Genomic DNA, 22,613 nt, shown 5'->3' with positions numbered 1-22,613 from the left:
CGACGAAGCTGATCTGGTTCGATAACGTGGACATTCCCGGCGTGGGTAAGCTGGCGCTGGCCGGCTCGGGGTTGGCGGATACCAAGCTCTACCGTGAATATCTGGAGCACGGGAAGCTGTGGTATGTGGTCTGGGAGGTGGCCAAGCGTGGTCTGGTCGTGGGTATCACCAGAAACGTTGTCGTCACCCTCTTCAGCAGATCCACGGTGCAGGAGTTCGTCGACTTCATCATGGCAGAAATATTGCCGATCATAGAATGAAACTATCTCTCCTTCGGCCGGGTGAAGTTCCGACAATATTTTCCCAAGGGGCAACTGAGGCATTTTCGCCGCTTGCAGTATTCCAGATGAACCCTGATTAAGGCTGATTCAAACCGCTCGACCTGGGGCCGGGACAGCGCCAGGCTCTCGCCCAGCTGCAGGGCCACCTTAGAGGGACTGGGTTTTGCCTTGGGCCAGACCCCTCGCAGTTCCCGCAGGAAGATGTTGCAGGCCACCGGACCAACCCCCTTCAGCTCCTGAAGCCTGCGCTCCAGATCCCTCGCGTTATCTGAAATCTGGTGCAGGCGATCGAGACCACCCAATGATTTGATCCTGCCCACGGTGTCGAGAAGCGTTGAGGCCGTGGAAAAATCATAGCGCACATATCCCGCGGCGTCTAGGACCTCAACCAGCCTGTCCCAGCCCGCGGCCAAGATCGCCTCCGGAGTCACCAGCCCCTCGGCCTCAAACATCAGGTAGGTCTTCTTGGCCACATTAGCGGAAATCCTCTTGGCAAAAAGCAGCGAGGCCAAGAACCACTTGAACCGATCCTCCGGTTTCCTGAGGTCTAAGCCCAGCTCGCGCGAGTAGCTCTGAATCTTGGACAGCGCCTGCAGGCACCCGGACATCATTAATTCTTTATTCAACGTGATTATTAACCAATATCCTCTAAGCTCAGCGGACTCGAAATTAAGAGCGCTGGAGCTTTTTGCCGTGCTTCTTCAGATAATCGTATATCTGCGACTCGGACTGGCACAATCTGGATACACATTTTTCAATGCGTTCATAGTCATGTTCGAGCTCGTTGATGTGATCATCCAGCTTCTTGATGAGACGGTTTACCGCCTCGGTATTTTTCTCCAGCCTGTGAAAATGGACGAGGACCAAAGCGATCACCAAAATTTCCACCGCCAAAACAACAACCTCGATGATGAACGTGATGTCCATCCGACCACATTCCATCTAAAAAAATGAAGCTAATCGTTTATATGATTTAGGCAGGCCCGTCCCGAACATAACTCAAATAACCAACTTGCCCCTGTTGATCCTAAAAAAAAATTCGCTGGGGTCGTGCAAAAAATAAAACAAATGACCTAGAGGCGATCTCAGAAAATCACCTACGCGTAACAACTCAGCATTGAAACGGTACGGAGCGAAAACCAATCCCTAAGCTACCCAAGTTATAAACAAGCTCCAAAATAGTGTCATCAGATGCAAATGAAAACCCCTGCAGAGCTGGCAAAAATCAGGATTTACTCCGAAGCTCCTGCCGTTCCATACGAAGTCATCGGAACCGTCCAGGCCAAGGTCCATGCCACCACGGCCTTCTCGCGAGAACCGACTTTGGAAGAGGTAAACCAAAAGCTGAAGGAAAAAGCCCAGAAAATGGGGGCCAACGCCGTGATTACCGTGGAATATAAGCGACAGGCACTCTCGCTGACGGCTTGGAAGATCCTCACCGCCCGGGGACAGGCGGTGATCATCAAGGAAGGTGAACGTAAGCCCGAGAAGGCGCTGGTACTGGCCATCTGTCCCAACTGCTACGAGAGAATTCCGTTGAACTCTAAATTCTGCCCCAGGTGTGGGGCACGAGTGAAACCCAAAAAATAGTCCGTGAGAAGTAGGCCGGGCTTACCAAACCTTAATACTATCAGCGAGCTAATTGACTTAAGGTAATCTAACGAAAAAATTAACCATTGTTTTCATCTGCCTAGCGCTGGTTGTTGTGCTGGGATGCTTGACATCGCCACCAGTTGCAGCTGCCGAAGAGGGGCTACCGCTCACGGTGAAGTATACGTTACGTTACAAAATTGAACTGCCTTGGCAGGGAAACTATTACCCCGGCAGGACCTCCATCCGCGCGGAAATTTACGACATCCCGATACAAACCGATTATCAGATAGTGCAGGCGACGCTGGATCAGGGCGACATACAAACCATCGATGGAAAGTACGTTTGGGTGGTCGAGACGACGACCATTTACACCAACAATATCTACACCGGCACCTTCGTGGTCACGGTTGATCTGGGAAAAACCACTGCCGTGCCGCACCAGCCCCTGCCGACCAAGGTGGAGGAGGAATTGGCTCAATATCTCCAGCCCGACGAATACGTCACCGTTTCTGCTGAGGTGACCAATCAAGCGCTGCAGCTGGTGAGCGAGGCCGGTAATGACGTTCCAAAAATCATCGCAAAATTCGTCGATTGGATCAAGAAAAATGTCTCCTACGATGAGGCCAAATGGGCGGCGAGGCAATCCGGAGCAGAAATCCCGGACCTGACCGATAACGAGATGCTGAGCGTTCGCTCCGGCGTCTGCACCGACTACTCCAACTTGTTCATAGGATTCTGCCGGGCCGTGGGCCTCCCGGCGCGCCGAGTTCTGGGCTATGGATTGGAAAACAAGGAGACTAACCTTTACCAAGAAATACAAACAACAACGAGCCACGCTTGGGTTGAAGTCTGGGTTCCCAACTACGGCTGGCTGACGGTCGATCCTACTTGGGGAGATATTGGAGATACCCGCAAACTTGCCACCGCAAGGTCTCGTGAGGAAAGCTGGCACTACTGGTACAGGGAAGCTCCGCCCGGATCCGGAGTAATACAGTCCGGCGTCAACTACAGCATCGTCCTCACCGGCTGGGAAGTCATCGATGAGGTTACTCCGGTCGCGATGTCGCTGGAGACCGCGGGAAGCGAGCTGAATTTCAACATCACTAATATCTCGCCCATTCCTTTCTTGGACAACGTGCTGGTCAAAAGGTCCACACTACAAGATGGGACGTGGTCGAGCTGGGTCAACGCCTTCAGCGAGATAATCTTCCTGAACCCTCAGGAGACTTACACCTACACCTCTGCCAAAGAAAGTGGCGTGGGTTATTATGTCTGGTCAAGGATGGCTGATAATGGTCTCGTGAATTGGCAGTATCCTGAGGCCACAACGACCTACACGACAACACCCGAAACCACCACCTCACCTTACGAAACGACAACTCCAACCGGGCCTACAATTCCCTCGGAGCTGACGGAAATGCTACCCTTCGTCGTGGTGGCGATAGTAATCGTGGCGATAGTCGGCGCGATAACTTCAGCACGAAGGCGAAGGATGATCATCACGAAGAGGCAAGAAAAACCAGAGCCCGAGTCAGCCGCCGAAGCTGAGCCGAAGGTCCTAGCGATCTGTCCCAAATGCCAAGCTCAGGTTCCGGCGGACTCAAAGTTCTGCACGGAGTGCGGCGCGAACCTGAAGCCAAGAAAGCGCTGAAGCTGTAATCGTATCGAAGATTGTAGTTCACCTCTCCATAGTTAAGTGATGATTTGGTCCCCGAATACTCGCCGGGTAGATATTCAGCCACCACGTATTCTGCCGTGGTCTGTGCGGATGTGCTCGAAGAAGTCTGGCTTGTCGTGCTCGAAGTCGCCGGGCTGGATGTGTACGAGGATGTCTGACTTGTGGTAGTTGACTGACCTGACGTGCTAGAGGGCGTCTGACTCGCGCTAGGACGACCTGGTAACAGAAAGAATACCACCGATAAAGCGACCACGATAGCTATTACCAAAACCGCAGGAAACAGCTTTGCCATAGGTAATATTCGTAATCGGTCAAAATAAACATTTGCTTGGTGCTATTCACTGGCGCGTTAACGTGAAAGACAGCGAGGTCTTAGAATCGGACTGATTACAGGTCAGGGTACCCCTGCTCAATGTCGCCGTGAAGTGCCAGTGAGAGGTACTCGAGGTCTCCTGTACATAGTAATAGTAATCTCCCTCGACCACACTCCCATAAACGCTCCCGGAAATGCTCCCCGTAGCCGAGGTGTATCCATAAATCTCCCCGCTCTGGTCCCAGCGGAGCTGAATTCCGGTTATGTGAATGGTCCCGGAAAAATAGTAGTCGCTTGCAGAGGTGATGGTCCACGTTAGCTCTCCCGCGTCGTTATATGCCCACGGAGTTCTGGGATTAGTACCATTGGCTGTATAGGATCCCGACCAAGTTCCCATCATGTCGGGCAAGGGCTCCCCCTCCGGGAAGAGCTCCTCGGCCTTTTTCATGGTCTCCGCCAGCGACGGCATGACCCGGTAGCCCTCGAAGCTTGGCAGCGCCGCCTCGAGAATGGCTTTCTTGATCTGCCAGCTGCTCAGGTCGGGCCGGGCCGCCGCCAAGGCCGTGGCCAAGCAGGTGAGCTGCGGGGCCGTGAACGAGGTGCCCCAAAGGCCGCCCGGCATCTTCGCGTAGATGATGTCGTCCGGGTTGTCGCTATCGTTAAAAGTTCGGATGCGATTGCCGTCAGCGTCTAGGCCGCCTGCGATGATGACGTGACCCCAAGCGTTTGGGTACAGCTCCTGCAGGAGCTGCAGTTTCTTGGTGAGGTCGACGCCCATGTTTCCGGCCGCGATTGATATCAGGACGTGGTCGAGGTAGGGCTGGCCCATGGTCTCCATCCCGTGGAGGATCTCCGCCAAGAACTGATACTCGCCCTCTTGGATCGTGGCTACGTCCGGATTATCGAGTCCGTGCCGGTCGACGCCGTCATTGAAGCCGTCCTTGTACCCAATCGAAAGGTTAATCGCCGTCACCCGGTCGGCGTCGTTGGCGTTAATCATGGCTAGGGCGATCGCGGGGATGATGGAACCGCTATTGATGTACCCCTGCCCCGTGCCGTTGGGCTGGTAATAAATGTCGACCTCGGACTTGCTGGCCGTGGCCGACGACGTGCAGCTGCTGGAGATCTGCGAGACGTCGGTGCCATGAGTGGTGTAGCCGTCGTTGGACCAAGCGTCGATGATCACTTGGTTGCTGTCGAGAGCATTGGAGTCGTAGGCGTCCCAGAACCAACCGCTGGTCTGCTCGGCGTCCACATAAACGGTTCCCCCTTGGGCCAAGTCGATAGGAACACAGGGGAAGGCGTCGGCCACCCAAGATTTGCCCCTCAGGCGGCTGATGAAATCGGCTTCTTTACCCGCAGCAACGCGCGCCCAGTAATAGCCGCAGATAGGAACTTCAAGGACTAGCTCCCCACCGAGAGAGCCGACCTCGGCCGACACTACTGCAGCGGTGGTTCCCTTCTCCGCTAAGATGACAACCAAGCCGGAGTAGGCTTCCATGCTGGTGGTGGTCCCGTCCTTGGTAACATAGGTGATCCACGCAACTGTCGGATAACCACCGTCATAAGGGATTATCCCTCCAACCCTGTTGTCAAGTAAGTGCGTCGATGTGGTAGTCATGGTCGTGGTGCTTGGGTAAGTGCTCGTTATCGTGGTTGTGGAACTCGTTACGGAGCTCGTCATGGGTAGATTTTGGCCCTCCATCGATGCCACCGCAGCTGTGACGACCATGGTGAGGATTAATATGGAGAGAACCATATAGGGTAGAATCTTTCGCTTTCCTTTCGTTTTACCAGCTGATGGAATCTCCGGACATTTTTCCATCCTTGGAAGTGCGACCGCCGTGCCTGAAACTGGTGGTTTTTTGAAAGGTATTTTAACGAAAATCTTAGCACCGCACTCGGGACAGAACTTCGCCCTGCCGTCAACCTCGGCACCACACTCATGACAAAAAGGCAAATGAAGAACCTCTTGCTTTAACTGGGACGGCCATACGTATAAAGCCGATGCGACCTACGGAGCTAAATGAAGTTTTAAACACCCTTTTTTGTGAATTCGACGATAAACCAACTCCATAGCGACTCGCAACAACAACACCCAACCAAGCAACCATAAAAATTGGTATTTGTAGAAAGTTGATTTCAATTTTAGCGTTGAATTCAAATCCTCATAGTGGTGCGGCCGGCGGGATTCGAACCCGCGTAGCAGGCTTGGGAAGCCTGAGTCTCTTGGCAGCATTTAGCTTTAACCAGGCTGGACCACGGCCGCCCCAAGAAGACTACAGAATTGACCACTAAAGCCTTTCGCGCGCCAGCTCGGTGAGCTCGGTCTTAGTCAGCAGCCCGACGAGCTCGCCGTCGAGGTTCAAAACGGGGAGCGCGGAAAATCTCTTTTCCAGCATGAGCTTCGCGGACTCAGGTAGCTTGGTGTCGGTTCTGGCCGTTGTCGGCGGCTGCGTCATGATGTCCCCCACCAGAAGGTTCCTGATGCGTTCACTCTTGTACTTGTCCGGAACCACCTCCTGAAACGCCGCCAGCTTCATGGCCACGTCCCTAGTTGTCACGATCCCGATGAGGACCCTGTTCTCCACGACGGGCAGGGCCAGTATCTCCTCCTCCAAGAGAAGCTTCCGCGCGTGAATCACCCGGTCGCCGGGAGAAACCGTGATGGGGCTGGCTTGCATGACTTGCCCCACGTAAACGTCGTCATAATCCATGCAAACTTTGGCGAAGTCCATCTTGGTGACGATGCCGACCAACTTCCCTCCTTCCAGCACCGGGAGTCCACTGATATCGTGATCCAGCATCAGCTCGGCGGCTCTCTTCGCCGTGACCTCCGGGGCCACGCTGATGGGGTCGGAGGTCATGACGCTGGAGATGTGTAACCGGCTCGGAGGTAATCGATAGGCATGCAACGAGCCGAGTTCCCGGACGATGTCCTTTTCGGTCAATATTCCTGCCACGCGGTCGTTATCGACAGCCACGATTCTGGAGATCTGCTTCCGCCTCATGCAGTCGATGGCATCGGCCAGAGATCTATCCTTGTCCAGAGCGATCACAGGTGAACTCATTATCTGACTGACCCTCATCCAATCCCAGCCCTCCGCACTCCTTTAAGTAAGTCGGTCTTGGTCACGATCCCGACCAGCTTCTCCCCCTTCACTACTGGTACGCCGCTAATCCCGCTCCTTATCATCAGCTCCGCCGCCACGGCAGCATCGGCCTCGGGGTTAATTGTTACTTGGTCCCGGCGCATGATATCATCAGCAGTAAGCAGCGCCACGTATTTAACATATCGTCCCCGCGGTCTGCCGCCCCTCTCCACCTTTCTCGTGTACTTGAGCTCCTTCTCCTTCACTCCTTTTTCCGGATGTTCGAGCTGGGCAAAGGCTAAATCTCGGTCCATGATCACCCCAACGGGCTTCTTTCCATCGGTCACCACCACGCTCCTGACGTTGAATTCCTCCATCAGCTCCACGACGCGCGCCACCGATTGGCTGCGTCTAACCGTGACGACATCCCGGCTCATCAGATCTTTCACTTGGAATCTCTTTTCCAGCGATTCTGAAAAATATCTCACCACATCGGTTTTGGTCAGAATTCCCACCACCTTATCTCCATCCATCACCACCAAGCTGCTGACATCACGGTCGAGCATCATGGCCACTGCCTTGTTAACATCTGTCTCCGGGGATACCGACTGAACCTCATCGCTCATGACGCGTGAAACCAAAACATTATCAACGGTTCGCAGGCGCCAAGTCGGAGAGCTGGCCTTTAATCGGGCGATAATGTCGCGCACGGTCAGCAGCCCGACCAACCGGCCCCTCTCCATCACCACCAGCCGCTTCACCTTACCCCGCAGCATCAGCTTCCTCGCGTGGGCAACCGTATCGGTCGGCTTCACCGCTAGCACCGGCGCGCTCATCAGCTCCTTAACCTTCAAATCAACAACCTCATCAAATCGTGTTCGGTAATTATCCCCACCAGCTCATCACCGGAGATGACGGGCAACCCGCCGCAACCCCTCTGGTGCATGATCCTAGCAGCCTCACCGACATCCATCTCAGGGGCGGCTCGGAAGACCTCCTGGGTCATTATCTTCTCAACGCTGATTGACATTGCGTCCTCGAATTTTTCAGTGCTCAGGTAGTCAAAGATTTTGTTGGAGCTGAGATAACGCAGGATATCCATGCTCGTTACGATGCCCACCAACCTGCCGCCGCTAACGACGGGAAGCCGGCGAAAGCCCCGGGAAACGATGGTTCGCGTGGCATCAAGAATGCTGAAGGAGGATTCTGCGGTGGCGACGTGGCGGGACATATAGTAGCTCACCTTGGCTCCGGTTACCTCCGGGATAAACGGGAGAAAATCACGCTCTGAAACAATCCCGACTATTTTTTTGTCATCGTCCAGAATCGGGACCCCACCAACTCCCCGATCGAGGATGAGCCGGGCGACCTCAGTTATCGACATGCGGCTGGTGCCGTAGGTTAGGTCCCTCTCCATGACCATCTTCACTGGCTCGTTCACCGCCGCTAGGAAGTTGCCACCGAACTTCACCTTGACGATGTTGAACTTCTCCCCGCCTCCGAGGAACTCCAGAATGTCCCTAGTCCTGACGACGCCGATCAACCTCTTGGTTCCGGGCTCGGTCACCGGCAGTCTCCTTATTCCCTCCTTCACCATCAGGTCCACGGCATTTTTTATTCTCATCGTCTGGGGCACTGAAATCACCGACTTCTTGGCGATGGTCATTATGTCGCCCTCCTTGCGGTGAACGCGTGACTTAAAATCGACCGGGCCGCGATCAAGGGATTTGTAGTGGGGCATCCTTCGCACATGATCACCCGCAGGCGAACCTGATGATGTCCGAGCGGCTCAAAATTCCCACCAGATTTTCATCCATCACTACCGCCAGCCTCCCGATTTTTTTCTCCAGCATCAAGTCGATAGCAGTAGTAATTGGCGTCTGAGGCGAGACCACTATCGCCGGCGTCCTCATCACCGATTTCACCTTTGGCGGCGACTTGAAACGCCCCTTGTCGGACTCCTCTGAGAGCCTGATCTTGCCTGACCTGATTATATCGGAGCGGGTAACCATCCCCAAAACCTGCCTCGCCCTCCGTCGCTTGTCAGGTCGAATCACGGGCAGTCCGGAACAATTTGTCTTCTCCATCAGATCCCAAATTTTGGAAACTTCATCCTCAGGCTCACAGGTAACCACATCTGTTACCATCACCTCCTCCACCTTTCTCCCCGGAGAAATTTTGCCGGAGATCTGTGCCAGCAGGTCGTCAAGCCTCACCAAACCGACCACCGTTCGATCGCTAAGACTTTTTACCACGGGAACATCGGAAACCTCCAAGCCAACCATCTGTCTAGCCAGATCGACGAGAGACATCGAAGGAGTGGCCACCAGCTTGGAAGGCGACATTATCCCAGAAACGGCGATGTTGGAGCGGGTCGAGGTGACCTGCAGGATATCCTTGATGGTCACGATCCCAGCAAGCCTTCCCCCATCGATGACCGGAAGACTCCTGAGTCCAGTGGAACGCATTACCGCTCGCGCCTTGGTGACCAGATCATTAGAGGATACAAATATGCTGCAGGGTCTCATCACATCTTCAACTTTCACGCCGCTGAGCGCGTCACGGCATGCCATCACACCATCTACTCGCCCATCGAATCACGACAATTCTCACATACCCACATGCCATTAACTTCATAGAGGTCGGGGGTGACCTCACCGCAGTTCTCACAAACGCTCTGATCCACCCGCTCCTCTGGAACTCTCTCCGGATGGGCCATCAGCTCTGAGAGCGCCGGTGATATGGCGGTGATATCTGAGGAGGTGACGATGCCGACCAGCTTTCCATTTTTTACCACCGGAATCCGGCGGATCTTGTGGCTGGCCATAATCTTGGCGGCTTCAACGATGTCAACGTCAGGGCCAATCGTGATCAGGGGAGCAGACATTATCTTCCCCACTCGGATCTTGCTCGGCTTGAGGTCCTCGCTGACGACCTTCATCAAGAGATCCTTCTCGGTCAAAATACCCACGGGCTTCTTGCCATCAACCACCACAATGCTGCCGACATCCTTGCTCGCCATCAGCTTGGCGGCCCGGGCAACGTTGGTTCCCCTCGGCACCGTCAAAACTTCGGTTCTCATGGCCTCACTAACCGGAATCACTCGTTTCATCGTGCCACCGATTTCATATTATCATTTTCTACTTAAATCTTTAAGGCCCAAATGAACATTTAATTCTGATTTGCGTGGACACCGAGAGCTGGAAAGAGGCGGCGGCGCGCGAAGCGGCCAAGCTTGTTCGGGATGGCATGGTAGTGGGGCTAGGTTCAGGGACCACCGTGGCCAAGTTGATCGAAGCGCTGTCTGAACTAAAACCAAACGCGGTTTATCTCGCCGCGTCCTCAACTTCCGAGAGGCTGGCTAAAGAGCGAGGTCTAGAGCTGACCAGTTTCAAAAACCACGACAGGCTCGACCTGACCATAGACGGTGCCGACGAGGTCGACCCAAACTTCGACATGATAAAGGGCCATGGCGGGGCTCACACGCGTGAGAAAATCATCGCCGGGGCTGCGAGGAAGGTGGCCATCATCATTGACAAGACCAAGCTGGTCAGAAGGCTGGGACAGCGTTTTCCCGTCCCGGTGGAGGTTCTGCCCTTCGCCAAGGACTACGCGATAAAAAAGCTGGCTGCGCTCGGCAACCCCCGCCTCAAGACGGAAAACAACGAGCCGATCATAACCGACAACGGAAATTATCTCATCGAGGTGTGGTGCAGCAGGATCACCAACGCGGCAAAACTGGAACAGAAGATTAACAGCCTCCCCGGAGTAGTTGACAACGGCATCTTCGCCGGCCTCGCGGATGTGCTCTACGTCGGCTGCGAAAGCGGCTGCGTGGTTTTACGGGACAAGAAAAGCTTCCTGAATTTTTTGAAGAAGAATGAACCCAGAAGATAAAACTGACACCAAAAAAGGCTTAAGGATTTGATAGCAGAAATCTCTATGAGCCGGGGTAGCTCAGCTGGTCAGAGCGCGAGACTCATAGCTTCAACCGCAGCTTTGAGTGCTGAACTACGGGATGATGTAGGAAATCTCGAGGCCGCGGGTTCAATTCCCGCCCCCGGCACCAAATTCTGTCCATAGTAATCTTTAGCTAAGCGTTTACCCGTGCTTTATTTTCATGTACGGTTCGTTGTATCTTTGCCTAAGATCCTCTTCAGATATGAGTGGTTGGCTGATTTTGTCAAGAATGTCTTCACTCATTTTTCCGTCTTTTATAAGTTGAAAACCAGCATGTTTTAACGCGTCTTTGATTATTTCGGCTTTTTCTTTGTTTTCTCTCATGAGGAATGCATGAGGCCGGAGAACTGCACCAGCAAATTCAACACCTACCTTCTTTGCAATCTCCTCAGCGATGTGAAGCACGATTCCGAAGTTGCCTAATTCCCACCAACCAGATGCGGACACAAGCACGATCTTTCTTATCCTAACATTCTCATGAAATCTAGCTCGGGTACTGCCCTCATGTTTCTCCAAGATGGGTTCTATTAAAGGACTTAAAGGACAAAGTCTGTTAATGAAATTTTGCATCTCACCGGGAAGGGGAATATAGACAGGCGTGGCCAGAACGAGAATATCTGCGCCGCGTAGCTTAGGGTAAAGTATTTGCATATCGTCAGAGATAATGCACTCACCAGGTTTTGTGTTCCAGCAATAGAAGTCTCCAATGCAAGGCCTGATGTTTAGGCGCTTTACATAAAACAGCTCAACAGAGGCACCTGCCTTCTCCATACCTTCAAGAAACGGTCCCAGAAGCATCGCTGTATCGCTCTTTTCCATACGGACGCTTCCGTTTACAGCCACCACTTTTATCAAGGTATCTCTCAAGATTGCATCAGAGCGCGTTCTTTATAGCAATTTGCCCAAGCGAAAAAAGTCGTTGGCTCGAATGTCCTCGCCACGTCTCTAATGAAACCACCGCGCCCGCCGCCTTAGCATACTATTTAACCCCGGCCCCGCGTCTTTAGTTTTGGTAACTATGGTAAGAATATCTCGGGTCGACCGGAAATATGTACGCACAGCCATACCCGAACGAAGAGCCGAGGCCCACAAGGGTGATTTCGGCAGGTTGCTCGTCGTGGGCGGAAGTTCTCGCTACGTGGGTGCTCCAACGTTGGTCGGCCTAGCGGCGCTGCGTTGCGGCGTTGATCTGGCCATAATTGCCGCTCCTGAGAAAACGGCCTGGACCATAAATTCACTCTCACCGGACCTGATCACAATCAAGCTCCGATGTCAAGACCTGGAGCCCTCAGCGGTTCCCGATATTTCTCAAGAGCTGAAAAATTCAACCGCTGTCGTCATCGGCCCCGGCCTAGGCGCACGGCCGGAAACTCTAGAGGCCGTTACCAAGCTGGCGCACCTGCTGGGGGATGAGCACCCGAAACTACCAGCACTGTTCGATGCCGATGCCTTCAAAGCTCTGGGCAATGAAACTGGATTAATTAACAACATGCCTTGGGTGATGACGCCCCACGCCGGTGAATTCAAAACATTAACCGGCCAGATCTTACCCGCCGAGCTGAATGGTCGCATCAAGCTCGTCAGCAAAGCGGCGCAAGAGCTGGGATGCGTGATCCTGCTCAAGGGACACGTGGACATCATTGCCTCGGCGAAGGGTGAGCTGAAGCTCAACTACACGGGCAATCCCGGCATGACCGTGGGTGGCACTGGAGATGTCCTCTCAGGAATAGTCGGCGCCTTTCTGTCGCAGGGAGTCGACCCTTTCAGGGCCGCTGCCGCCGGTGCCTGGGTCTGCGGGAGGGCCGGAGACTTGTGTCTCAGGGAGAGTGGTTACGAATTCTTAGCCTCAGACGTAATCAATAAAATACCTGAAGTGTTCAAGGAGGTAAGGAACAAGGGGTGAAATCATGGCAAGGTTTGATGTCGCGGAGAGGCGCCTGTTCAACACCAAGATCTGCATGCGATGCAATGCCCACAATCCAATCAAGGCCACCAAGTGCCGAAAGTGCGGTTACTCCGGTCTCAGGCCCAAGAGCAAGGAGCCACGAGGATGAAGGTAGAGGAGAGACTGAGGCGCATCATATCACTTCATGGCGCTGCTCACCTAACTCTCATCGATCCAGAAAAACAATCGCCTGAAGAAGCGGGGAAAATGGCCTGGGAAGCCGATGCTGCCGGAACCGATGGAATCATGGTCGGTGGGTCGACCCGTGCTGGCGGCAAGCGGCTCGACGACACCGTGATCTCGATAAAGGAAAATACCGACCTTCCAGTCATTCTCTTCCCCGCCAACGAGACCGGCATCAGCGCTCATGCCGATGCCATCTTCTTCATGAGCATGCTCAACTCCCGCGACACCTACTACATCACAGGAGCCCAGAGGTTAGGAGCACCGGTCGTCAAAAAGCTTGGCCTAGAGCCTATCTCTATGGCCTACCTGGTCGTGGAACCCGGAGGCGCTGTTGGCCGGGTGGGTAAGGCCGAGCTGATCCCGCGCGATGACAAAGAACTCGCCGTTGCCTACGCGCTGGCAGCACAATTTTTCGGAATGCGGCTGGTGTATCTCGAGGCCGGCTCTGGCGCCGACCGGCCGGTTCCGGTTGAAATGATTCGAGCGGTGCGAAAAGCTACTGATGTCATTTTAATCGTGGGGGGTGGAATCAAAACTCCGGAGGCGGCGGCTGAGAGGGTCCGGGCTGGCGCCGACATCATCGTGACCGGGACGCTGGTGGAACAGTCCGTTGACAGGCACGCCAGAATAAAGGAAATCGTGACAGCAATCAAAGCTGCCCGCACGAAAAAAGCTAAAGGCTGAAAAATCCGGCCCAAAACAACATCGCAAATCAAATTAGCTTGCGGTGTTTAGCACAAGAAATGCAGGCATATTCCTTCATGTGCGGCAGAAACACCCGTCTGCGATCAATGCCCGGTATGCTCCGCAGGTCTCCGATGCCATAATGCCTTCTAACCGGTACTGCCTTGATTCGCGGTGTCATTCGACCGCAGTAGACACATGGCACTGGCTGGCTCCTCCCTCCGGGTTTGTAATGGCCCCACTTCTTGCCCATGCTATCGACCAAACCATCATTAAAATTGAAGGCTATAACTGTTTGGGTTTCTCTGCTCCACCCCTATGAAACAAAGAACTGCCATTAAAAATACAGTAAAGCCGACATGCTTTTTCTAGCAGATCAGCGGATCATCGTCAGGAGCATCTTAAAACGCTCGCGGGCGAACAGTGCGTGCGGCTCGTTGGCGGGCATCAGTATTATCTCCCCCGAACTCAGGCGATATTTCTTCTTAGAGATGGTGACCTCCGCCTCGCCATCGACGACCTGCACCAAGGCATCGTAGGGTGCGGTGTGCTCGCTCAGGCCCTGACCCTTATCGAAGGCAAACAACGTGACCGTGCCTGTCCCCTTCCTGATTATCTCGCGGCTAACCACAGAACCCTCCTGATAGTCCACCAAATCCGCAACTTTACTAACCTTCTTAGCTAGCTCATTTTCTTGTTTTTTCACCAATTTCCCACTACTTCATCCTGAGATGTTTTACCAAATAAGCCTGCAGCTCCGTCTCAGCTGGAGTACCTCTCTTCCTTCCAAGGATCACCGTGATTGTGATAACCATGGCTCTCCCAGAAGCCTGGTCTATCCTCGGACGTGAACTCTACCCCAGTAACCCATTTCGCGCTCTTCCAGAAGTACAGCCTCGGCACCACCAGCCTCACCGGATAACCGTGCTCCGGAGTAAGCGGCTTTCCATCGTGTTTGACCGCGAAGAGCACATCCGGCTCAAAAAAGTCGCTGAGTTGAAGATTGGTGGTAAACCCTCCCGTAGATTGAACGATGACGAACTTTGCTCGAGGCAGAATTCTGACCAGTTTTTTCAGCTGAGATGTGCTCACGCCCTCCCAAAGATTGTCCAGCCTTGACCACCCGGTGACGCAGTGGATGTCCGAAAGAACCCTAACACGCGGCAGCGACATGAATTCCTGATAGCTCAGCCTCAGCTCCTTTTCCACGAGGCCGGACACGGTGAAGGTCCAGTGAGCAGGATTTATCCTTTGGACCTGGCCATAGTGAAGTACCGGCCACTGATCGACCAGTCTTTGCCCCGGAGGAACTCTGTCTCTTCTTTCAACATCGGGGCTCTTGATTATCCCAAGTTCCGGCACCCATTCACCCTGTTCTAGTTGTTCCTCAAACTCAAAAGCTTGAAACCGTCATCTGGATTTGTCTTATTTTTTTCCATGGTTGCTTGATTTTCCGATAACATGATCAAAATATTGACCGCTTGCAGAAAACATCAGTGATGATGCTTGTGCTCCGCTGCCTCTGGGTTTTCCACGGAGGGCAAGTACCGCGCAGGATTCTGCCTGAACTTCTCCTCGCAGATCTGGGAACAGAAATAGATGATGTGGCCATTCTGTTCGATCCTGCTGAAGGCTTCCTCGGGTCGAAGCTCCATCCCGCACACGGGGTCTTTAACCATCTGGATTTTACCTTCCAGCTTTGGAACCTTCGGCCCATATCTCCTCAGCGTCTGGGCATTAACCGCCACGATGACCGTGCTCAGCGACATCACGATAGCACCAACCGCAGGACTCAGAACTATCCCCAGTCCTGAAAGAACTCCGGACGCCAAGGGGATGGCGATGATGTTGTACCCCGCCGCCCACCAGATATTCTGAACCATCTTGGAGTAGGTCCGCCGGGAAAGTTCCATGACTTTGATCACGTCCCTAGGATCATTTCTCACCAAAATTATGTCGGCGCTCTCAATCGCCACGTCAGTGCCGGCGCCGATGGCAATGCCGACGTCGGCCGTGACCAGCGCTGGTGCATCGTTGATCCCGTCGCCCACCATCGCCACCCGCTGCCCGGCCTCCCTTAAAGCCTTAACCTTCTCCGCCTTTTCCTCGGGCAAAACCTGGGCAAAGTAATCATCAACTTTGAGTTCATCGGCGACACGGCGGGCGACATTCTCAGAGTCACCCGTGATCATGTAGACCTTCAGGCCCATCTCCTTGAGCCTTCTAACCGCCTCATAGGACTCGGCCCTGATCCTGTCCGCGAGGGCAAAGGCCCCAGCCAACTCACCTTCTATTAGGGTGAAGATGACGGTTTTTCCTCCCTCTTGAAGTTCTTTTATTCTAGAATCAGCCGTCTCCTTTTTCAGATCCTTCAGCAGGTTGGGGCCGCCCACATAAACCTCCTTCCCCAGAACTCTGCCTCTGGCGCCTCTGCCCGGTATCGCTTTAAAATCCTCGGCGACGGGAATATCAACATTCCTCTTCCGGGCGTGCTCCACGATGGCCTTGGCAATCATGTGTTCGGAGTTGAGTTCAATGCTGGCGGTGAACCTCAGAAGTTCCTCCTCGGAGGTGAAGGAAACTACATCGGTGACGCCGAGCTTCCCCTCCGTCAGTGTCCCCGTCTTGTCAAAAACAACCGCATCCACATTTCTAATCGCCTCAAAGGCCTTTCTATCCCTGATGAGAATCCCGCTCCTCGCGGTGATGGAGGTGGAGATGGCAACGACGAGAGGTATGGCCAGACCAAGAGCGTGGGGACAGGCGATCACCATGACGGTAACGGATCGCTCTATCGCAAAGCCCGGGTCTGAAACGAGCGACCAAGCGACGTAGGCCAAAATCCCAACACCAAGGGCAATGTAGAAAAGCAGCGCGGCGGCCCTGTTGGCCAGATCTTGAGTCCTCGATCGGCTCTCCTGCGCCTGTTTCACCAGCTTGATGACCTGCGCCAGGTAGGTCTCCTCGCCCGTCTTTTCCACCCTCACCTTCAGGGCTCCCTCCTCATTTATCCCCCCGCCGATGACCTTCGCCCCGGCTCCCTTGGGCACCGGCATCGACTCCCCCGTCAAAAAGGACTCGTTCACTGAGGACTCACCCTCAATCACGATTCCGTCTGAGGGTATTCTCTCACCGGGACGAACCAGCACCACCTGCCCGGGCTTTAGTTCCGAGACAGGGATGTCCCTCACCACACCCTCTTCAACTAGGTGTGCGGCCGTCGGTATTATCCGAGCCAGCTCTTCCAGCGCCATCGAGGCACCCAAGACGCTTTTCGCTTCAATCCAATGGCCTAACAGCATCACGTCAATCAGCGTGGCGAGTTCCCAGAAAAAATCCATCCCGAAGGCCCCAAGAACCGTGGCCGCCGAGTAGAAGAAGGCCACGGAAATCGCCATACCAATAAGGGTCATCATCCCGGGCTGACGTGACCTTATCTCCTCAACCAAGCCAGCCAGAAAAGGCCAGCCGCCGTAAACGTAGATGGGAACTGAAACGAGAAGCAGCACCAATCCCTGATAGGGTATTAAGATGGAGAAGCCGAACCACATCTGGATCATCTCTGAAAGAATCAGAACGGGAACGGTGAGAATAGCGGAGACCAGAAGCCTTCTCTTGAAATCGTGAAGGTGATGGGCATGAGCGCCGTGCCCCATGTGCCCCTGTGAGCCGTGAATGTGGTCTCTCATTTATTAACCATCATCTCATTTTGTTAAAAATAATGCCGGCGTGCTGGCCGTAATCCGTCTTCTGTTTTCAGGCGACATTCAGCTAAGCGGGCTACCACCCACCTCCGGCAGGCGTTCATCGGCGGCAATTTGCCCTTGCATCCCGCGTGATGGCCGTTTCATCCCCAACGACACGACCTCAGCGTTTACGCATCACGGCGCGAGTCGCGGGGTGTCGTTTCTGTTCCATCTTCCCGATCTCTCGACCGTACCCTTGCGGGGCCGCGGACCTGCCCGATGGACGGAATTTCCTCAGGCTTACGCCCGACAGTCGCCCACCAGCTCGCCGGCAATTAAATGTTGAACTTTCATGTTTAAGAGCTTCAGCACGGCGAAGAGAAACTAACCGAAGGCCACGTCCAATATCATCATTACTACAAATCCCAGCATGGCGCCAATGGTGGCCAGATCTGGGTTGCCGCCTGTCTGTGACTCCGGAACCAGCTCCTCGATGACCACGAATATCATCGCGCCAGCGGCGAATGCTAAGGCATAAGGCAGGATCAAACGAGTTGTCATGACCGCCGCCGCTCCGATCACGGCCGCAACAGGTTCCACGACAGCAGACAGTTGCCCGTACCAGAAGCTTTTCAACCGTGACTTGCCCTCGCGCCTGAGCGGCAGGGAAACGGCAAGGCCCTCGGGGAAGTTCTGGATGCCGATGCCCACGGCCAATGAGATGGCCCCAGCCAGCGTGGCAAAGGGAAGATTTGAAGCCGCGGCACCGAAGGCAACGCCGACGGCCAACCCTTCAGGTATATTATGCAGAGTTATCGCCAAGATCAGCAGCGTGGTTCGATGCCAAGTCGTCTTAATGCCTTCGGCCTTTTCATCCGGAAGACCTAGATGCAAATGTGGCAGTATTCTGTCAATTACCAGAAGAAAAATGCCTCCAAAAACAAACCCCACAGCGGCCGGAAACCAGCTCGGAGAACCGCTTCCGGTCGATAGCTCGATCGCAGGCAACAGCAGCGACCAAAAGCTGGCAGAGATCATCACGCCAGCTGCCAAGCCAAGCATCGCATCCATTATTTTTCTATTGAATCCCTTGAGGAAGAAAACCCCCGCCGCACCCAGAGCCGTCAGCCCCCAAGTAAATATTGTGGCTAAGAGCGTCTGTATCAACGGATGAAGATTCTGAAAAAAGTCAAGCATAAAATCAATCCATTTCCCGCACCTAAACCATCAGGTTCACTTCGTGCTACTAATTTTTATAAACATCTAACGCTCGAGAATTCCCACCACGGGGAACTTACTCAAAAAATCCTCACCATGCGGTGCTTTGCTCATGGCCTCGGTTAAATCCTCGCCGGCCTTGTGTCCGGCCTGATGTCTGCCCCCCTTCCAGAGAAAACTAGAGGAGACATCATACACCTTTCCCTTATAGGCAACATAGGCTGGTTTCCCCTCCCTGCCATTGTAACTGGCCAGTTCCTCCTTGGTGAACTTTCTCATCTTACCATTCAAAAATAATCCACTTAAAAAAATAAAAAGGGGCTAAAAGCCCCCTACTTCAGGAACTTCGAAACAAACGGTGACGTCTCTCCGCGTCTCAGATAATGTCCGGAAGGCCCTTCACCCAAGAACTCCGAAAACCAGGACTCGTGCTCAATCTCTTCATTTAGAATCGACAGAGACAGGTCGTAGGTGCGATGATCCTTGCCCGCGGTCAGGTTGCAGATGTGCGTGTAGCCCCTCACCGCGCATCTCTCCGCCTCAACGAGCACCTTCAACATCGCTCTGATGTCCGTCGGATCCTTGGGCAGGCTCGCCGGTGGACATGCTGAGCAGTCGTGAAAATCCTTCATGTTTTCCGGAAGTTTTCCACCAAGTTCGTATATTCGCGGCACTAGGGCCTCAAAATGGTTCCGATCCTCAATTCTTGCGGTCTCGGCAATCTCCTTGATACCCTCACCCTCGAGACCAATCAGGTTTACCCTCAATATGGTGTAGTAGTAATAAGTCGTCAGCTCGGCCGCCGCGTTCTTCACCAGCAAATCGACGAGTTCGTCGACGTTAACGCCCGACCTTTGTACCATCTCCCGAGCTACCTTTGCCATTTTTCCCACCTCCTTAAAATTTTTAATGACTGATTTTCAATCCTACACTGTTGCGCGCAACCCGGATTCAGTCAAAATGTATTTTCCTTGCTCCTCGCGGACAAAGCCGGCTGCAGCCAGCTCCCTCAACCCGCTCCTCACCCGGAATAGCGGCAGCTTGGTCTCCTCGGCTATCTCCTCAGGAGTTCGCTTTTCCCTAACCGCCAGGAGCAACTTCCGACCTGATTCCGTGGGCTTGCCGTCCGGCGATATACAGGCCAAGCCCTCACCTCGGCAGCTTCTTTTTGCAGAAGTACCAGTCCTTGCATTCGTAGCCCTGTTTCAGCCTTTCCTCGGCCGCCTCCTGTGTGTTCGGTGGCGGAACAATAACATCATCGCCAGGCCGCCAGTTAGCCGGCGTGGCGACATGGTGCTCATCGGTAGTCTGCAATGCGTCGATTAACCTGAGTATTTCATCAGTGTTCCTCCCCGTCGTCAGTGGGTAGTAAATCATTGCTCGAACGATGCCGTTGGGATCGATCACAAAGACGCACCGTGTTGTTTCAGTCTTGCTCTCCCCAGGCATTATCATCCCATAGAGCTGAGAAACCTTCTTATCCAAATCAGCGATCACCGGAAATGGTATCTTCACGCCGAACTTCTCCTCGATGTTCCTTATCCAAGCGATATGAGAATTCACGCTGTCAACACTTAACCCCAAGAGCTGAACGTTTCTCTTTTGAAGCTCATCGTAAATCTTCGCAAAGGCGATGAACTCGGTGGTGCAGACCGGTGTGAAATCCGCCGGGTGGGAAAACATGATGAGCCAGCTGCCACGAAAATCAGATAGCTTCAGCTTTCCCTGTGTGGTCACGGCCTCAAACTCGGGCGCTTTTTCACCTAGCCTCGGCAGCGTTTTAACTTCTAAACCCTCCTCCATTTTTTACACCTCCCATTTTTACGCCAAACGACTTAGGTCTGGCTTATCCCCACTTCCCTTTGCCAACGTGGGTCTGAACTTCTGTTTTGGACCTCTGCCTTATGGTCCAGGCCATCTCCTTAGCCTGAGTAAATATCTCCAAACATCTGGGATCAAGGTTGTCCCTGATTCCGTTTTCAGCAACAGCTAGGACCTCACCAAGTAGCTTCTGCAGTGAAACGTGGAGATCGTTAGTGTACCTGGACCTCTCGATCAACTGCGCCTTTTCCTCTGAAAGCTTCTCAAATTTTTCCTTCGGTGCACCGCAGTTGGGACATTTCTCCGGTGGGCTTTCACCGTCGAAAATATAGCCGCAAACAGTACATTTCCACTTTATCAAGCCCATACCTCCATCTGTATCTATTCCCTAGAACTCCTTAAATTCTGCGCTCGGAGCCCCGCAAATGGGACATCTTTTTGGCGCCTCACCCTCGACCGTATAACCGCACTTTTTGCAGATGTAGATGGCTCCGATTTTAATATCCGAGCCGCTGGCCACGGCTTGCTTAGCGCTCTGATACATCCCAGCATGTACCTTCTCCGCCTGCAAAGCGTAATTAATACTCTGCTGCGCCCCCCGCTCATTCTGTAGATCCGCTACTGCTCTAAACGCCGGATACATCTCCTCAACTTCATAGGTCTCCCCATCAATCGCCGTCTGTAGATTGTCCATCGAGTCCCCCATTTGTCCCAGCGCCTTGAGATGGTTTTTCGCATGCACAAGCTCGGCAAAGGATATGGCTCTAAAAAGTCTGGCTACGTTCTTAAGGCCATCCTCTTCGGCTTTTTCCGCAAAGATGGCGTACTTCATGTGGGCCTGGCTTTCTCCAGCAAAGGCTTCTTTCAAATTCTTCTCGGTCATTTTCCTCATAAAATCCCTTCCTGTAAAAATAGATTTATTTACTAATTTATTAAACTTTCGTCCGAAAATAGGATTTATATAGCAGAAAATAATATTAAATCGGATGAAATCATGGTTGACGAGCTTGATCTGAAGATTATAAGGATGCTCGAGGAGGACGGGAGCATCTCATTTACCGAGATGGCGAGAAAGCTCAAGCTGAACGAATCAACGGTGCGAAAAAGGGTCCTCTCACTGAAGGAAAAAAAAGTGATTAGGAAATTCTCCATCGTAATAGATCCGGCCAAAATCGGCTTCAGCACCATCGCCGTTGTCGGCATCGACGCGGCCCCGGATAAACTTCTGGAGATTGCCCAAAAACTGGCCGAGCTGCCGGAGACCAGATACGTGGCCACATCCGCTGGCGACCACATGATAATGACCGAGATCTGGGCTAGTGATGGTAGGGAACTGTCGCAAATTCTCTCGAAAAAAATAGGCATGATAGAGGGAGTGAAAAAGGTTTGTCCGGCGATCGTCTTAGAAAAGATAAAGGAGTAAAAGAGCTTCCAATCCTCTCCTACTCAGAAAACGATTAAAAAAGAGCCAATGTATGACTAATGCTTTACAATCAACATGACCTCAAAAGGTGTTCTTGTAAAGCTCACTTCGGATAACTTCACTGACTTTAACCTTAGGCTGCACCCTCGCTACGCAAAATCCCCCCTGCCTGAGGAGAGCCAATGACCCCGAGCCGAAACCGCCTGCTACCACTGTATTCACCCCATTATCCCTGAGCAAACGAACCACGGTTGGGCCTCTTCCTTTTAACAATTTTGCCGCTGGATTCTCCATGATTTCAACATGGGCTTTTTTGCCCTCGATCGTGACAATGGTGAAGGTCTCCGCCTTGGCGAAGTGCTCCGCCACCTCGTCTCCCAAGCCCTTGCGCCCATCAGTGGCGATGGCTATCTTGACCTTAGCCATAATATCTCACAACCAGTTACCTCTCGCCCTGCGACTCAAGACTTTTTATTCTGGATTCAACGTCTTCCAGCTCCCGCTTCAGCTCCTCAGCGTAATTTTTGAGGTATTCGAGATCTACATCCGGCGAAGCCTTTGCCGGACGCGCCTTCTGGATATAGAACCGCCAGCAAGCCCTTGGACCGTAGAGCCAACCAGGACGTTCCCATGGGGGTAAATAGTTGAACGGCCCTCTGCCAGGCCAATACTGGCTTGCTCTTCTCCACCCACACATTAATATCACCAAAATTATGTTCTATTGCACAAAATA

General features: G+C 53.2%; 30 protein-coding genes, 2 tRNA genes, 1 other RNA gene and 1 pseudogene. 10 read left to right on the top strand and 24 right to left on the bottom strand.

Annotated elements, in window-relative coordinates; all coding sequences use genetic code 11:
• Nucleotides 1-260: pseudogene (locus QXT02_RS04700) on the top strand (hypothetical protein); the annotation flags it as partial.
• 2 nt (nucleotides 261-262) lie between these two features.
• Here the strand turns inward: QXT02_RS04700 and QXT02_RS04695 are convergent.
• Entirely contained in the window at nucleotides 263-907 is a 645-nt protein-coding gene (locus tag QXT02_RS04695; RefSeq protein WP_342812215.1) for a hypothetical protein, read from the bottom strand.
• 43 nt (nucleotides 908-950) lie between these two features.
• A complete protein-coding gene (locus QXT02_RS04690; protein ID WP_342812213.1) occupies nucleotides 951-1,208 on the bottom strand; it encodes a hypothetical protein in 258 nt (85 codons plus the stop codon).
• Nucleotides 1,209-1,472: 264 nt separating this feature from the next.
• Between QXT02_RS04690 and QXT02_RS04685 the strand changes: the two genes are divergently transcribed.
• From QXT02_RS04685 to QXT02_RS04675, 3 genes are all read left to right on the top strand, one after another.
• The gene (locus QXT02_RS04685; RefSeq protein ID WP_342812212.1) at nucleotides 1,473-1,871 is read left to right on the top strand and encodes a zinc-ribbon domain-containing protein; all 399 of its coding nucleotides are present in this window, start codon (nucleotides 1,473-1,475) and stop codon (nucleotides 1,869-1,871) included.
• A 115-nt stretch (nucleotides 1,872-1,986) separates the two neighbouring features.
• Complete coding sequence (locus tag QXT02_RS04680) at nucleotides 1,987-3,525, top strand: transglutaminase domain-containing protein (RefSeq protein ID WP_342812211.1); 1,539 nt, start codon at nucleotides 1,987-1,989, stop codon at nucleotides 3,523-3,525.
• 53 nt (nucleotides 3,526-3,578) lie between these two features.
• The gene (locus tag QXT02_RS04675) at nucleotides 3,579-3,710 is read left to right on the top strand and encodes a hypothetical protein (protein WP_342812210.1); all 132 of its coding nucleotides are present in this window, start codon (nucleotides 3,579-3,581) and stop codon (nucleotides 3,708-3,710) included.
• Nucleotides 3,711-3,890: 180 nt separating this feature from the next.
• Here QXT02_RS04675 and QXT02_RS04670 read toward each other — a convergent pair whose 3' ends face one another.
• The 7 genes from QXT02_RS04670 to QXT02_RS04640 all read right to left on the bottom strand — a co-directional run bounded on the left by QXT02_RS04670 (nucleotide 3,891) and on the right by QXT02_RS04640 (nucleotide 10,069).
• Nucleotides 3,891-5,825, bottom strand: a complete 1,935-nt coding sequence (locus QXT02_RS04670) for a zinc-ribbon domain-containing protein (protein WP_342812209.1) — start codon at nucleotides 5,823-5,825, stop codon at nucleotides 3,891-3,893.
• 214 nt (nucleotides 5,826-6,039) lie between these two features.
• A tRNA-Gly gene (locus tag QXT02_RS04665) sits at nucleotides 6,040-6,134 on the bottom strand.
• 25 nt (nucleotides 6,135-6,159) lie between these two features.
• Nucleotides 6,160-6,954: a CBS domain-containing protein gene (locus QXT02_RS04660; protein ID WP_342812208.1), complete on the bottom strand. Its 795-nt coding sequence runs from the start codon at nucleotides 6,952-6,954 to the stop codon at nucleotides 6,160-6,162.
• A complete protein-coding gene (locus QXT02_RS04655) occupies nucleotides 6,951-7,811 on the bottom strand; it encodes a CBS domain-containing protein (RefSeq protein WP_342812207.1) in 861 nt (286 codons plus the stop codon). Before QXT02_RS04655 ends, QXT02_RS04660 begins: the two co-directional genes overlap by 4 nt.
• A complete protein-coding gene (locus QXT02_RS04650) occupies nucleotides 7,808-8,698 on the bottom strand; it encodes a CBS domain-containing protein (RefSeq protein ID WP_342812226.1) in 891 nt (296 codons plus the stop codon). Before QXT02_RS04650 ends, QXT02_RS04655 begins: the two co-directional genes overlap by 4 nt.
• Before the next feature lie 13 nt (nucleotides 8,699-8,711).
• Nucleotides 8,712-9,530, bottom strand: coding sequence for a CBS domain-containing protein (locus QXT02_RS04645; protein ID WP_342812206.1), 819 nt, complete (start codon nucleotides 9,528-9,530; stop codon nucleotides 8,712-8,714).
• Nucleotides 9,531-9,538: 8 nt separating this feature from the next.
• Nucleotides 9,539-10,069 carry a CBS domain-containing protein gene (locus QXT02_RS04640; protein WP_342812204.1) on the bottom strand — a complete coding sequence of 177 codons (531 nt, stop codon included), beginning with the start codon at nucleotides 10,067-10,069 and terminating at the stop codon, nucleotides 9,539-9,541.
• Nucleotides 10,070-10,143: 74 nt separating this feature from the next.
• Between QXT02_RS04640 and rpiA the strand changes: the two genes are divergently transcribed.
• Nucleotides 10,144-10,854 carry a ribose-5-phosphate isomerase RpiA gene (gene rpiA / locus QXT02_RS04635; RefSeq protein WP_342812203.1) on the top strand — a complete coding sequence of 237 codons (711 nt, stop codon included), beginning with the start codon at nucleotides 10,144-10,146 and terminating at the stop codon, nucleotides 10,852-10,854.
• Nucleotides 10,855-10,903: 49 nt separating this feature from the next.
• A tRNA-Met gene (locus QXT02_RS04630) sits at nucleotides 10,904-11,026 on the top strand.
• Between the two features lie 32 nt (nucleotides 11,027-11,058).
• On the opposite strand, the gene QXT02_RS04625 is transcribed toward QXT02_RS04630, so the two are convergent.
• Entirely contained in the window at nucleotides 11,059-11,784 is a 726-nt protein-coding gene (locus QXT02_RS04625) for a flavodoxin family protein (protein ID WP_342812201.1), read from the bottom strand.
• A 151-nt stretch (nucleotides 11,785-11,935) separates the two neighbouring features.
• Between QXT02_RS04625 and QXT02_RS04620 the strand changes: the two genes are divergently transcribed.
• Genes QXT02_RS04620 through QXT02_RS04610 form a run of 3 tightly spaced genes read left to right on the top strand, consistent with a single transcriptional unit; the run spans nucleotide 11,936 to nucleotide 13,732 of the window.
• Complete coding sequence (locus tag QXT02_RS04620) at nucleotides 11,936-12,820, top strand: NAD(P)H-hydrate dehydratase (protein WP_342812199.1); 885 nt, start codon at nucleotides 11,936-11,938, stop codon at nucleotides 12,818-12,820.
• Between the two features lie 4 nt (nucleotides 12,821-12,824).
• Nucleotides 12,825-12,971, top strand: coding sequence for a 50S ribosomal protein L40e (locus QXT02_RS04615; protein WP_342812198.1), 147 nt, complete (start codon nucleotides 12,825-12,827; stop codon nucleotides 12,969-12,971).
• Entirely contained in the window at nucleotides 12,968-13,732 is a 765-nt protein-coding gene (locus QXT02_RS04610; RefSeq protein ID WP_342812197.1) for a geranylgeranylglyceryl/heptaprenylglyceryl phosphate synthase, read from the top strand. The genes QXT02_RS04615 and QXT02_RS04610 overlap by 4 nt, the downstream gene beginning before the upstream one ends.
• A 28-nt stretch (nucleotides 13,733-13,760) precedes the next feature.
• Here QXT02_RS04610 and QXT02_RS04605 read toward each other — a convergent pair whose 3' ends face one another.
• The 12 genes from QXT02_RS04605 to QXT02_RS04550 all read right to left on the bottom strand — a co-directional run bounded on the left by QXT02_RS04605 (nucleotide 13,761) and on the right by QXT02_RS04550 (nucleotide 21,349).
• Nucleotides 13,761-13,997, bottom strand: a complete 237-nt coding sequence (locus tag QXT02_RS04605) for a hypothetical protein (RefSeq protein WP_342812196.1) — start codon at nucleotides 13,995-13,997, stop codon at nucleotides 13,761-13,763.
• Between the two features lie 111 nt (nucleotides 13,998-14,108).
• On the bottom strand, nucleotides 14,109-14,441 hold the full coding sequence (locus QXT02_RS04600) for a cupin domain-containing protein (protein WP_342812195.1): 333 nt from the start codon (nucleotides 14,439-14,441) through the stop codon (nucleotides 14,109-14,111).
• A 53-nt stretch (nucleotides 14,442-14,494) separates the two neighbouring features.
• The gene (locus tag QXT02_RS04595; protein WP_342812194.1) at nucleotides 14,495-15,094 is read right to left on the bottom strand and encodes a sulfite oxidase-like oxidoreductase; all 600 of its coding nucleotides are present in this window, start codon (nucleotides 15,092-15,094) and stop codon (nucleotides 14,495-14,497) included.
• A gap of 131 nt (nucleotides 15,095-15,225) precedes the next feature.
• Nucleotides 15,226-17,421 carry a copper-translocating P-type ATPase gene (locus QXT02_RS04590; protein WP_342812193.1) on the bottom strand — a complete coding sequence of 732 codons (2,196 nt, stop codon included), beginning with the start codon at nucleotides 17,419-17,421 and terminating at the stop codon, nucleotides 15,226-15,228.
• Between the two features lie 38 nt (nucleotides 17,422-17,459).
• Nucleotides 17,460-17,747, bottom strand: an RNA gene (gene rnpB / locus QXT02_RS04585) — RNase P RNA component.
• A 55-nt stretch (nucleotides 17,748-17,802) separates the two neighbouring features.
• A complete protein-coding gene (locus QXT02_RS04580) occupies nucleotides 17,803-18,615 on the bottom strand; it encodes a ZIP family metal transporter (RefSeq protein WP_342812191.1) in 813 nt (270 codons plus the stop codon).
• A gap of 66 nt (nucleotides 18,616-18,681) precedes the next feature.
• Nucleotides 18,682-18,915 carry a cytochrome b5 domain-containing protein gene (locus QXT02_RS04575; protein ID WP_342812189.1) on the bottom strand — a complete coding sequence of 78 codons (234 nt, stop codon included), beginning with the start codon at nucleotides 18,913-18,915 and terminating at the stop codon, nucleotides 18,682-18,684.
• Nucleotides 18,916-18,968: 53 nt separating this feature from the next.
• Nucleotides 18,969-19,520 carry a DNA protection during starvation protein gene (dps, locus tag QXT02_RS04570; RefSeq protein ID WP_342812187.1) on the bottom strand — a complete coding sequence of 184 codons (552 nt, stop codon included), beginning with the start codon at nucleotides 19,518-19,520 and terminating at the stop codon, nucleotides 18,969-18,971.
• Between the two features lie 42 nt (nucleotides 19,521-19,562).
• The gene (locus QXT02_RS04565; RefSeq protein WP_342812186.1) at nucleotides 19,563-19,781 is read right to left on the bottom strand and encodes a hypothetical protein; all 219 of its coding nucleotides are present in this window, start codon (nucleotides 19,779-19,781) and stop codon (nucleotides 19,563-19,565) included.
• 4 nt (nucleotides 19,782-19,785) lie between these two features.
• A complete protein-coding gene (locus tag QXT02_RS04560) occupies nucleotides 19,786-20,439 on the bottom strand; it encodes a peroxiredoxin (protein WP_342812185.1) in 654 nt (217 codons plus the stop codon).
• A gap of 43 nt (nucleotides 20,440-20,482) precedes the next feature.
• Complete coding sequence (locus QXT02_RS04555) at nucleotides 20,483-20,824, bottom strand: rubredoxin-like domain-containing protein (RefSeq protein ID WP_404980432.1); 342 nt, start codon at nucleotides 20,822-20,824, stop codon at nucleotides 20,483-20,485.
• 21 nt (nucleotides 20,825-20,845) lie between these two features.
• The gene (locus tag QXT02_RS04550) at nucleotides 20,846-21,349 is read right to left on the bottom strand and encodes a rubrerythrin family protein (RefSeq protein ID WP_342812183.1); all 504 of its coding nucleotides are present in this window, start codon (nucleotides 21,347-21,349) and stop codon (nucleotides 20,846-20,848) included.
• A 102-nt stretch (nucleotides 21,350-21,451) separates the two neighbouring features.
• On the opposite strand from QXT02_RS04550, the gene QXT02_RS04545 reads away from it, so the two are divergent.
• Complete coding sequence (locus QXT02_RS04545; protein ID WP_342812181.1) at nucleotides 21,452-21,880, top strand: Lrp/AsnC family transcriptional regulator; 429 nt, start codon at nucleotides 21,452-21,454, stop codon at nucleotides 21,878-21,880.
• Between the two features lie 81 nt (nucleotides 21,881-21,961).
• On the opposite strand, the gene QXT02_RS04540 is transcribed toward QXT02_RS04545, so the two are convergent.
• Both QXT02_RS04540 and QXT02_RS04535 read right to left on the bottom strand, forming a co-directional pair.
• Complete coding sequence (locus QXT02_RS04540) at nucleotides 21,962-22,306, bottom strand: NifB/NifX family molybdenum-iron cluster-binding protein (protein WP_342812180.1); 345 nt, start codon at nucleotides 22,304-22,306, stop codon at nucleotides 21,962-21,964.
• Between the two features lie 16 nt (nucleotides 22,307-22,322).
• Complete coding sequence (locus QXT02_RS04535; RefSeq protein ID WP_342812178.1) at nucleotides 22,323-22,577, bottom strand: hypothetical protein; 255 nt, start codon at nucleotides 22,575-22,577, stop codon at nucleotides 22,323-22,325.
• Between the last annotated feature and the right edge of the window lie 36 nt (nucleotides 22,578-22,613).

Source organism: Hadarchaeum sp. (SeqCode), from assembly GCF_038871235.1.
Lineage (GTDB): Archaea > Hadarchaeota > Hadarchaeia > Hadarchaeales > Hadarchaeaceae > Hadarchaeum.
The sequence above is the reverse complement of the archived record's forward strand: the minus strand, read 5'-3'. Positions and strand labels throughout refer to the sequence as shown.

Excerpts from the sequence above, each read along its gene's own strand:
- dps (WP_342812187.1), bottom strand. The coding sequence starts at position 19,520 with ATGGCAAAGGTAGCTCGGGAGATGGTACAAAGGTCGGGCGTTAACGTC.
- QXT02_RS04610 (WP_342812197.1), top strand. The coding sequence starts at position 12,968 with ATGAAGGTAGAGGAGAGACTGAGGCGCATCATATCACTTCATGGCGCT.
- QXT02_RS04555 (WP_404980432.1), bottom strand. The coding sequence starts at position 20,824 with ATGGGCTTGATAAAGTGGAAATGTACTGTTTGCGGCTATATTTTCGAC.
- QXT02_RS04575 (WP_342812189.1), bottom strand. The coding sequence starts at position 18,915 with ATGAGAAAGTTCACCAAGGAGGAACTGGCCAGTTACAATGGCAGGGAG.
- QXT02_RS04560 (WP_342812185.1), bottom strand. The coding sequence starts at position 20,439 with ATGGAGGAGGGTTTAGAAGTTAAAACGCTGCCGAGGCTAGGTGAAAAA.
- QXT02_RS04545 (WP_342812181.1), top strand. The coding sequence starts at position 21,452 with ATGGTTGACGAGCTTGATCTGAAGATTATAAGGATGCTCGAGGAGGAC.
- QXT02_RS04535 (WP_342812178.1), bottom strand. The coding sequence starts at position 22,577 with ATGTGTGGGTGGAGAAGAGCAAGCCAGTATTGGCCTGGCAGAGGGCCG.
- QXT02_RS04540 (WP_342812180.1), bottom strand. The coding sequence starts at position 22,306 with ATGGCTAAGGTCAAGATAGCCATCGCCACTGATGGGCGCAAGGGCTTG.
- QXT02_RS04640 (WP_342812204.1), bottom strand. The coding sequence starts at position 10,069 with ATGAAACGAGTGATTCCGGTTAGTGAGGCCATGAGAACCGAAGTTTTG.
- QXT02_RS04685 (WP_342812212.1), top strand. The coding sequence starts at position 1,473 with ATGCAAATGAAAACCCCTGCAGAGCTGGCAAAAATCAGGATTTACTCC.
- QXT02_RS04645 (WP_342812206.1), bottom strand. The coding sequence starts at position 9,530 with ATGGCATGCCGTGACGCGCTCAGCGGCGTGAAAGTTGAAGATGTGATG.
- QXT02_RS04660 (WP_342812208.1), bottom strand. The coding sequence starts at position 6,954 with ATGAGGGTCAGTCAGATAATGAGTTCACCTGTGATCGCTCTGGACAAG.
- QXT02_RS04620 (WP_342812199.1), top strand. The coding sequence starts at position 11,936 with ATGGTAAGAATATCTCGGGTCGACCGGAAATATGTACGCACAGCCATA.
- QXT02_RS04590 (WP_342812193.1), bottom strand. The coding sequence starts at position 17,421 with ATGAGAGACCACATTCACGGCTCACAGGGGCACATGGGGCACGGCGCT.
- QXT02_RS04650 (WP_342812226.1), bottom strand. The coding sequence starts at position 8,698 with ATGCCCCACTACAAATCCCTTGATCGCGGCCCGGTCGATTTTAAGTCA.
- QXT02_RS04615 (WP_342812198.1), top strand. The coding sequence starts at position 12,825 with ATGGCAAGGTTTGATGTCGCGGAGAGGCGCCTGTTCAACACCAAGATC.
- QXT02_RS04550 (WP_342812183.1), bottom strand. The coding sequence starts at position 21,349 with ATGAGGAAAATGACCGAGAAGAATTTGAAAGAAGCCTTTGCTGGAGAA.
- QXT02_RS04690 (WP_342812213.1), bottom strand. The coding sequence starts at position 1,208 with ATGGACATCACGTTCATCATCGAGGTTGTTGTTTTGGCGGTGGAAATT.
- QXT02_RS04580 (WP_342812191.1), bottom strand. The coding sequence starts at position 18,615 with ATGCTTGACTTTTTTCAGAATCTTCATCCGTTGATACAGACGCTCTTA.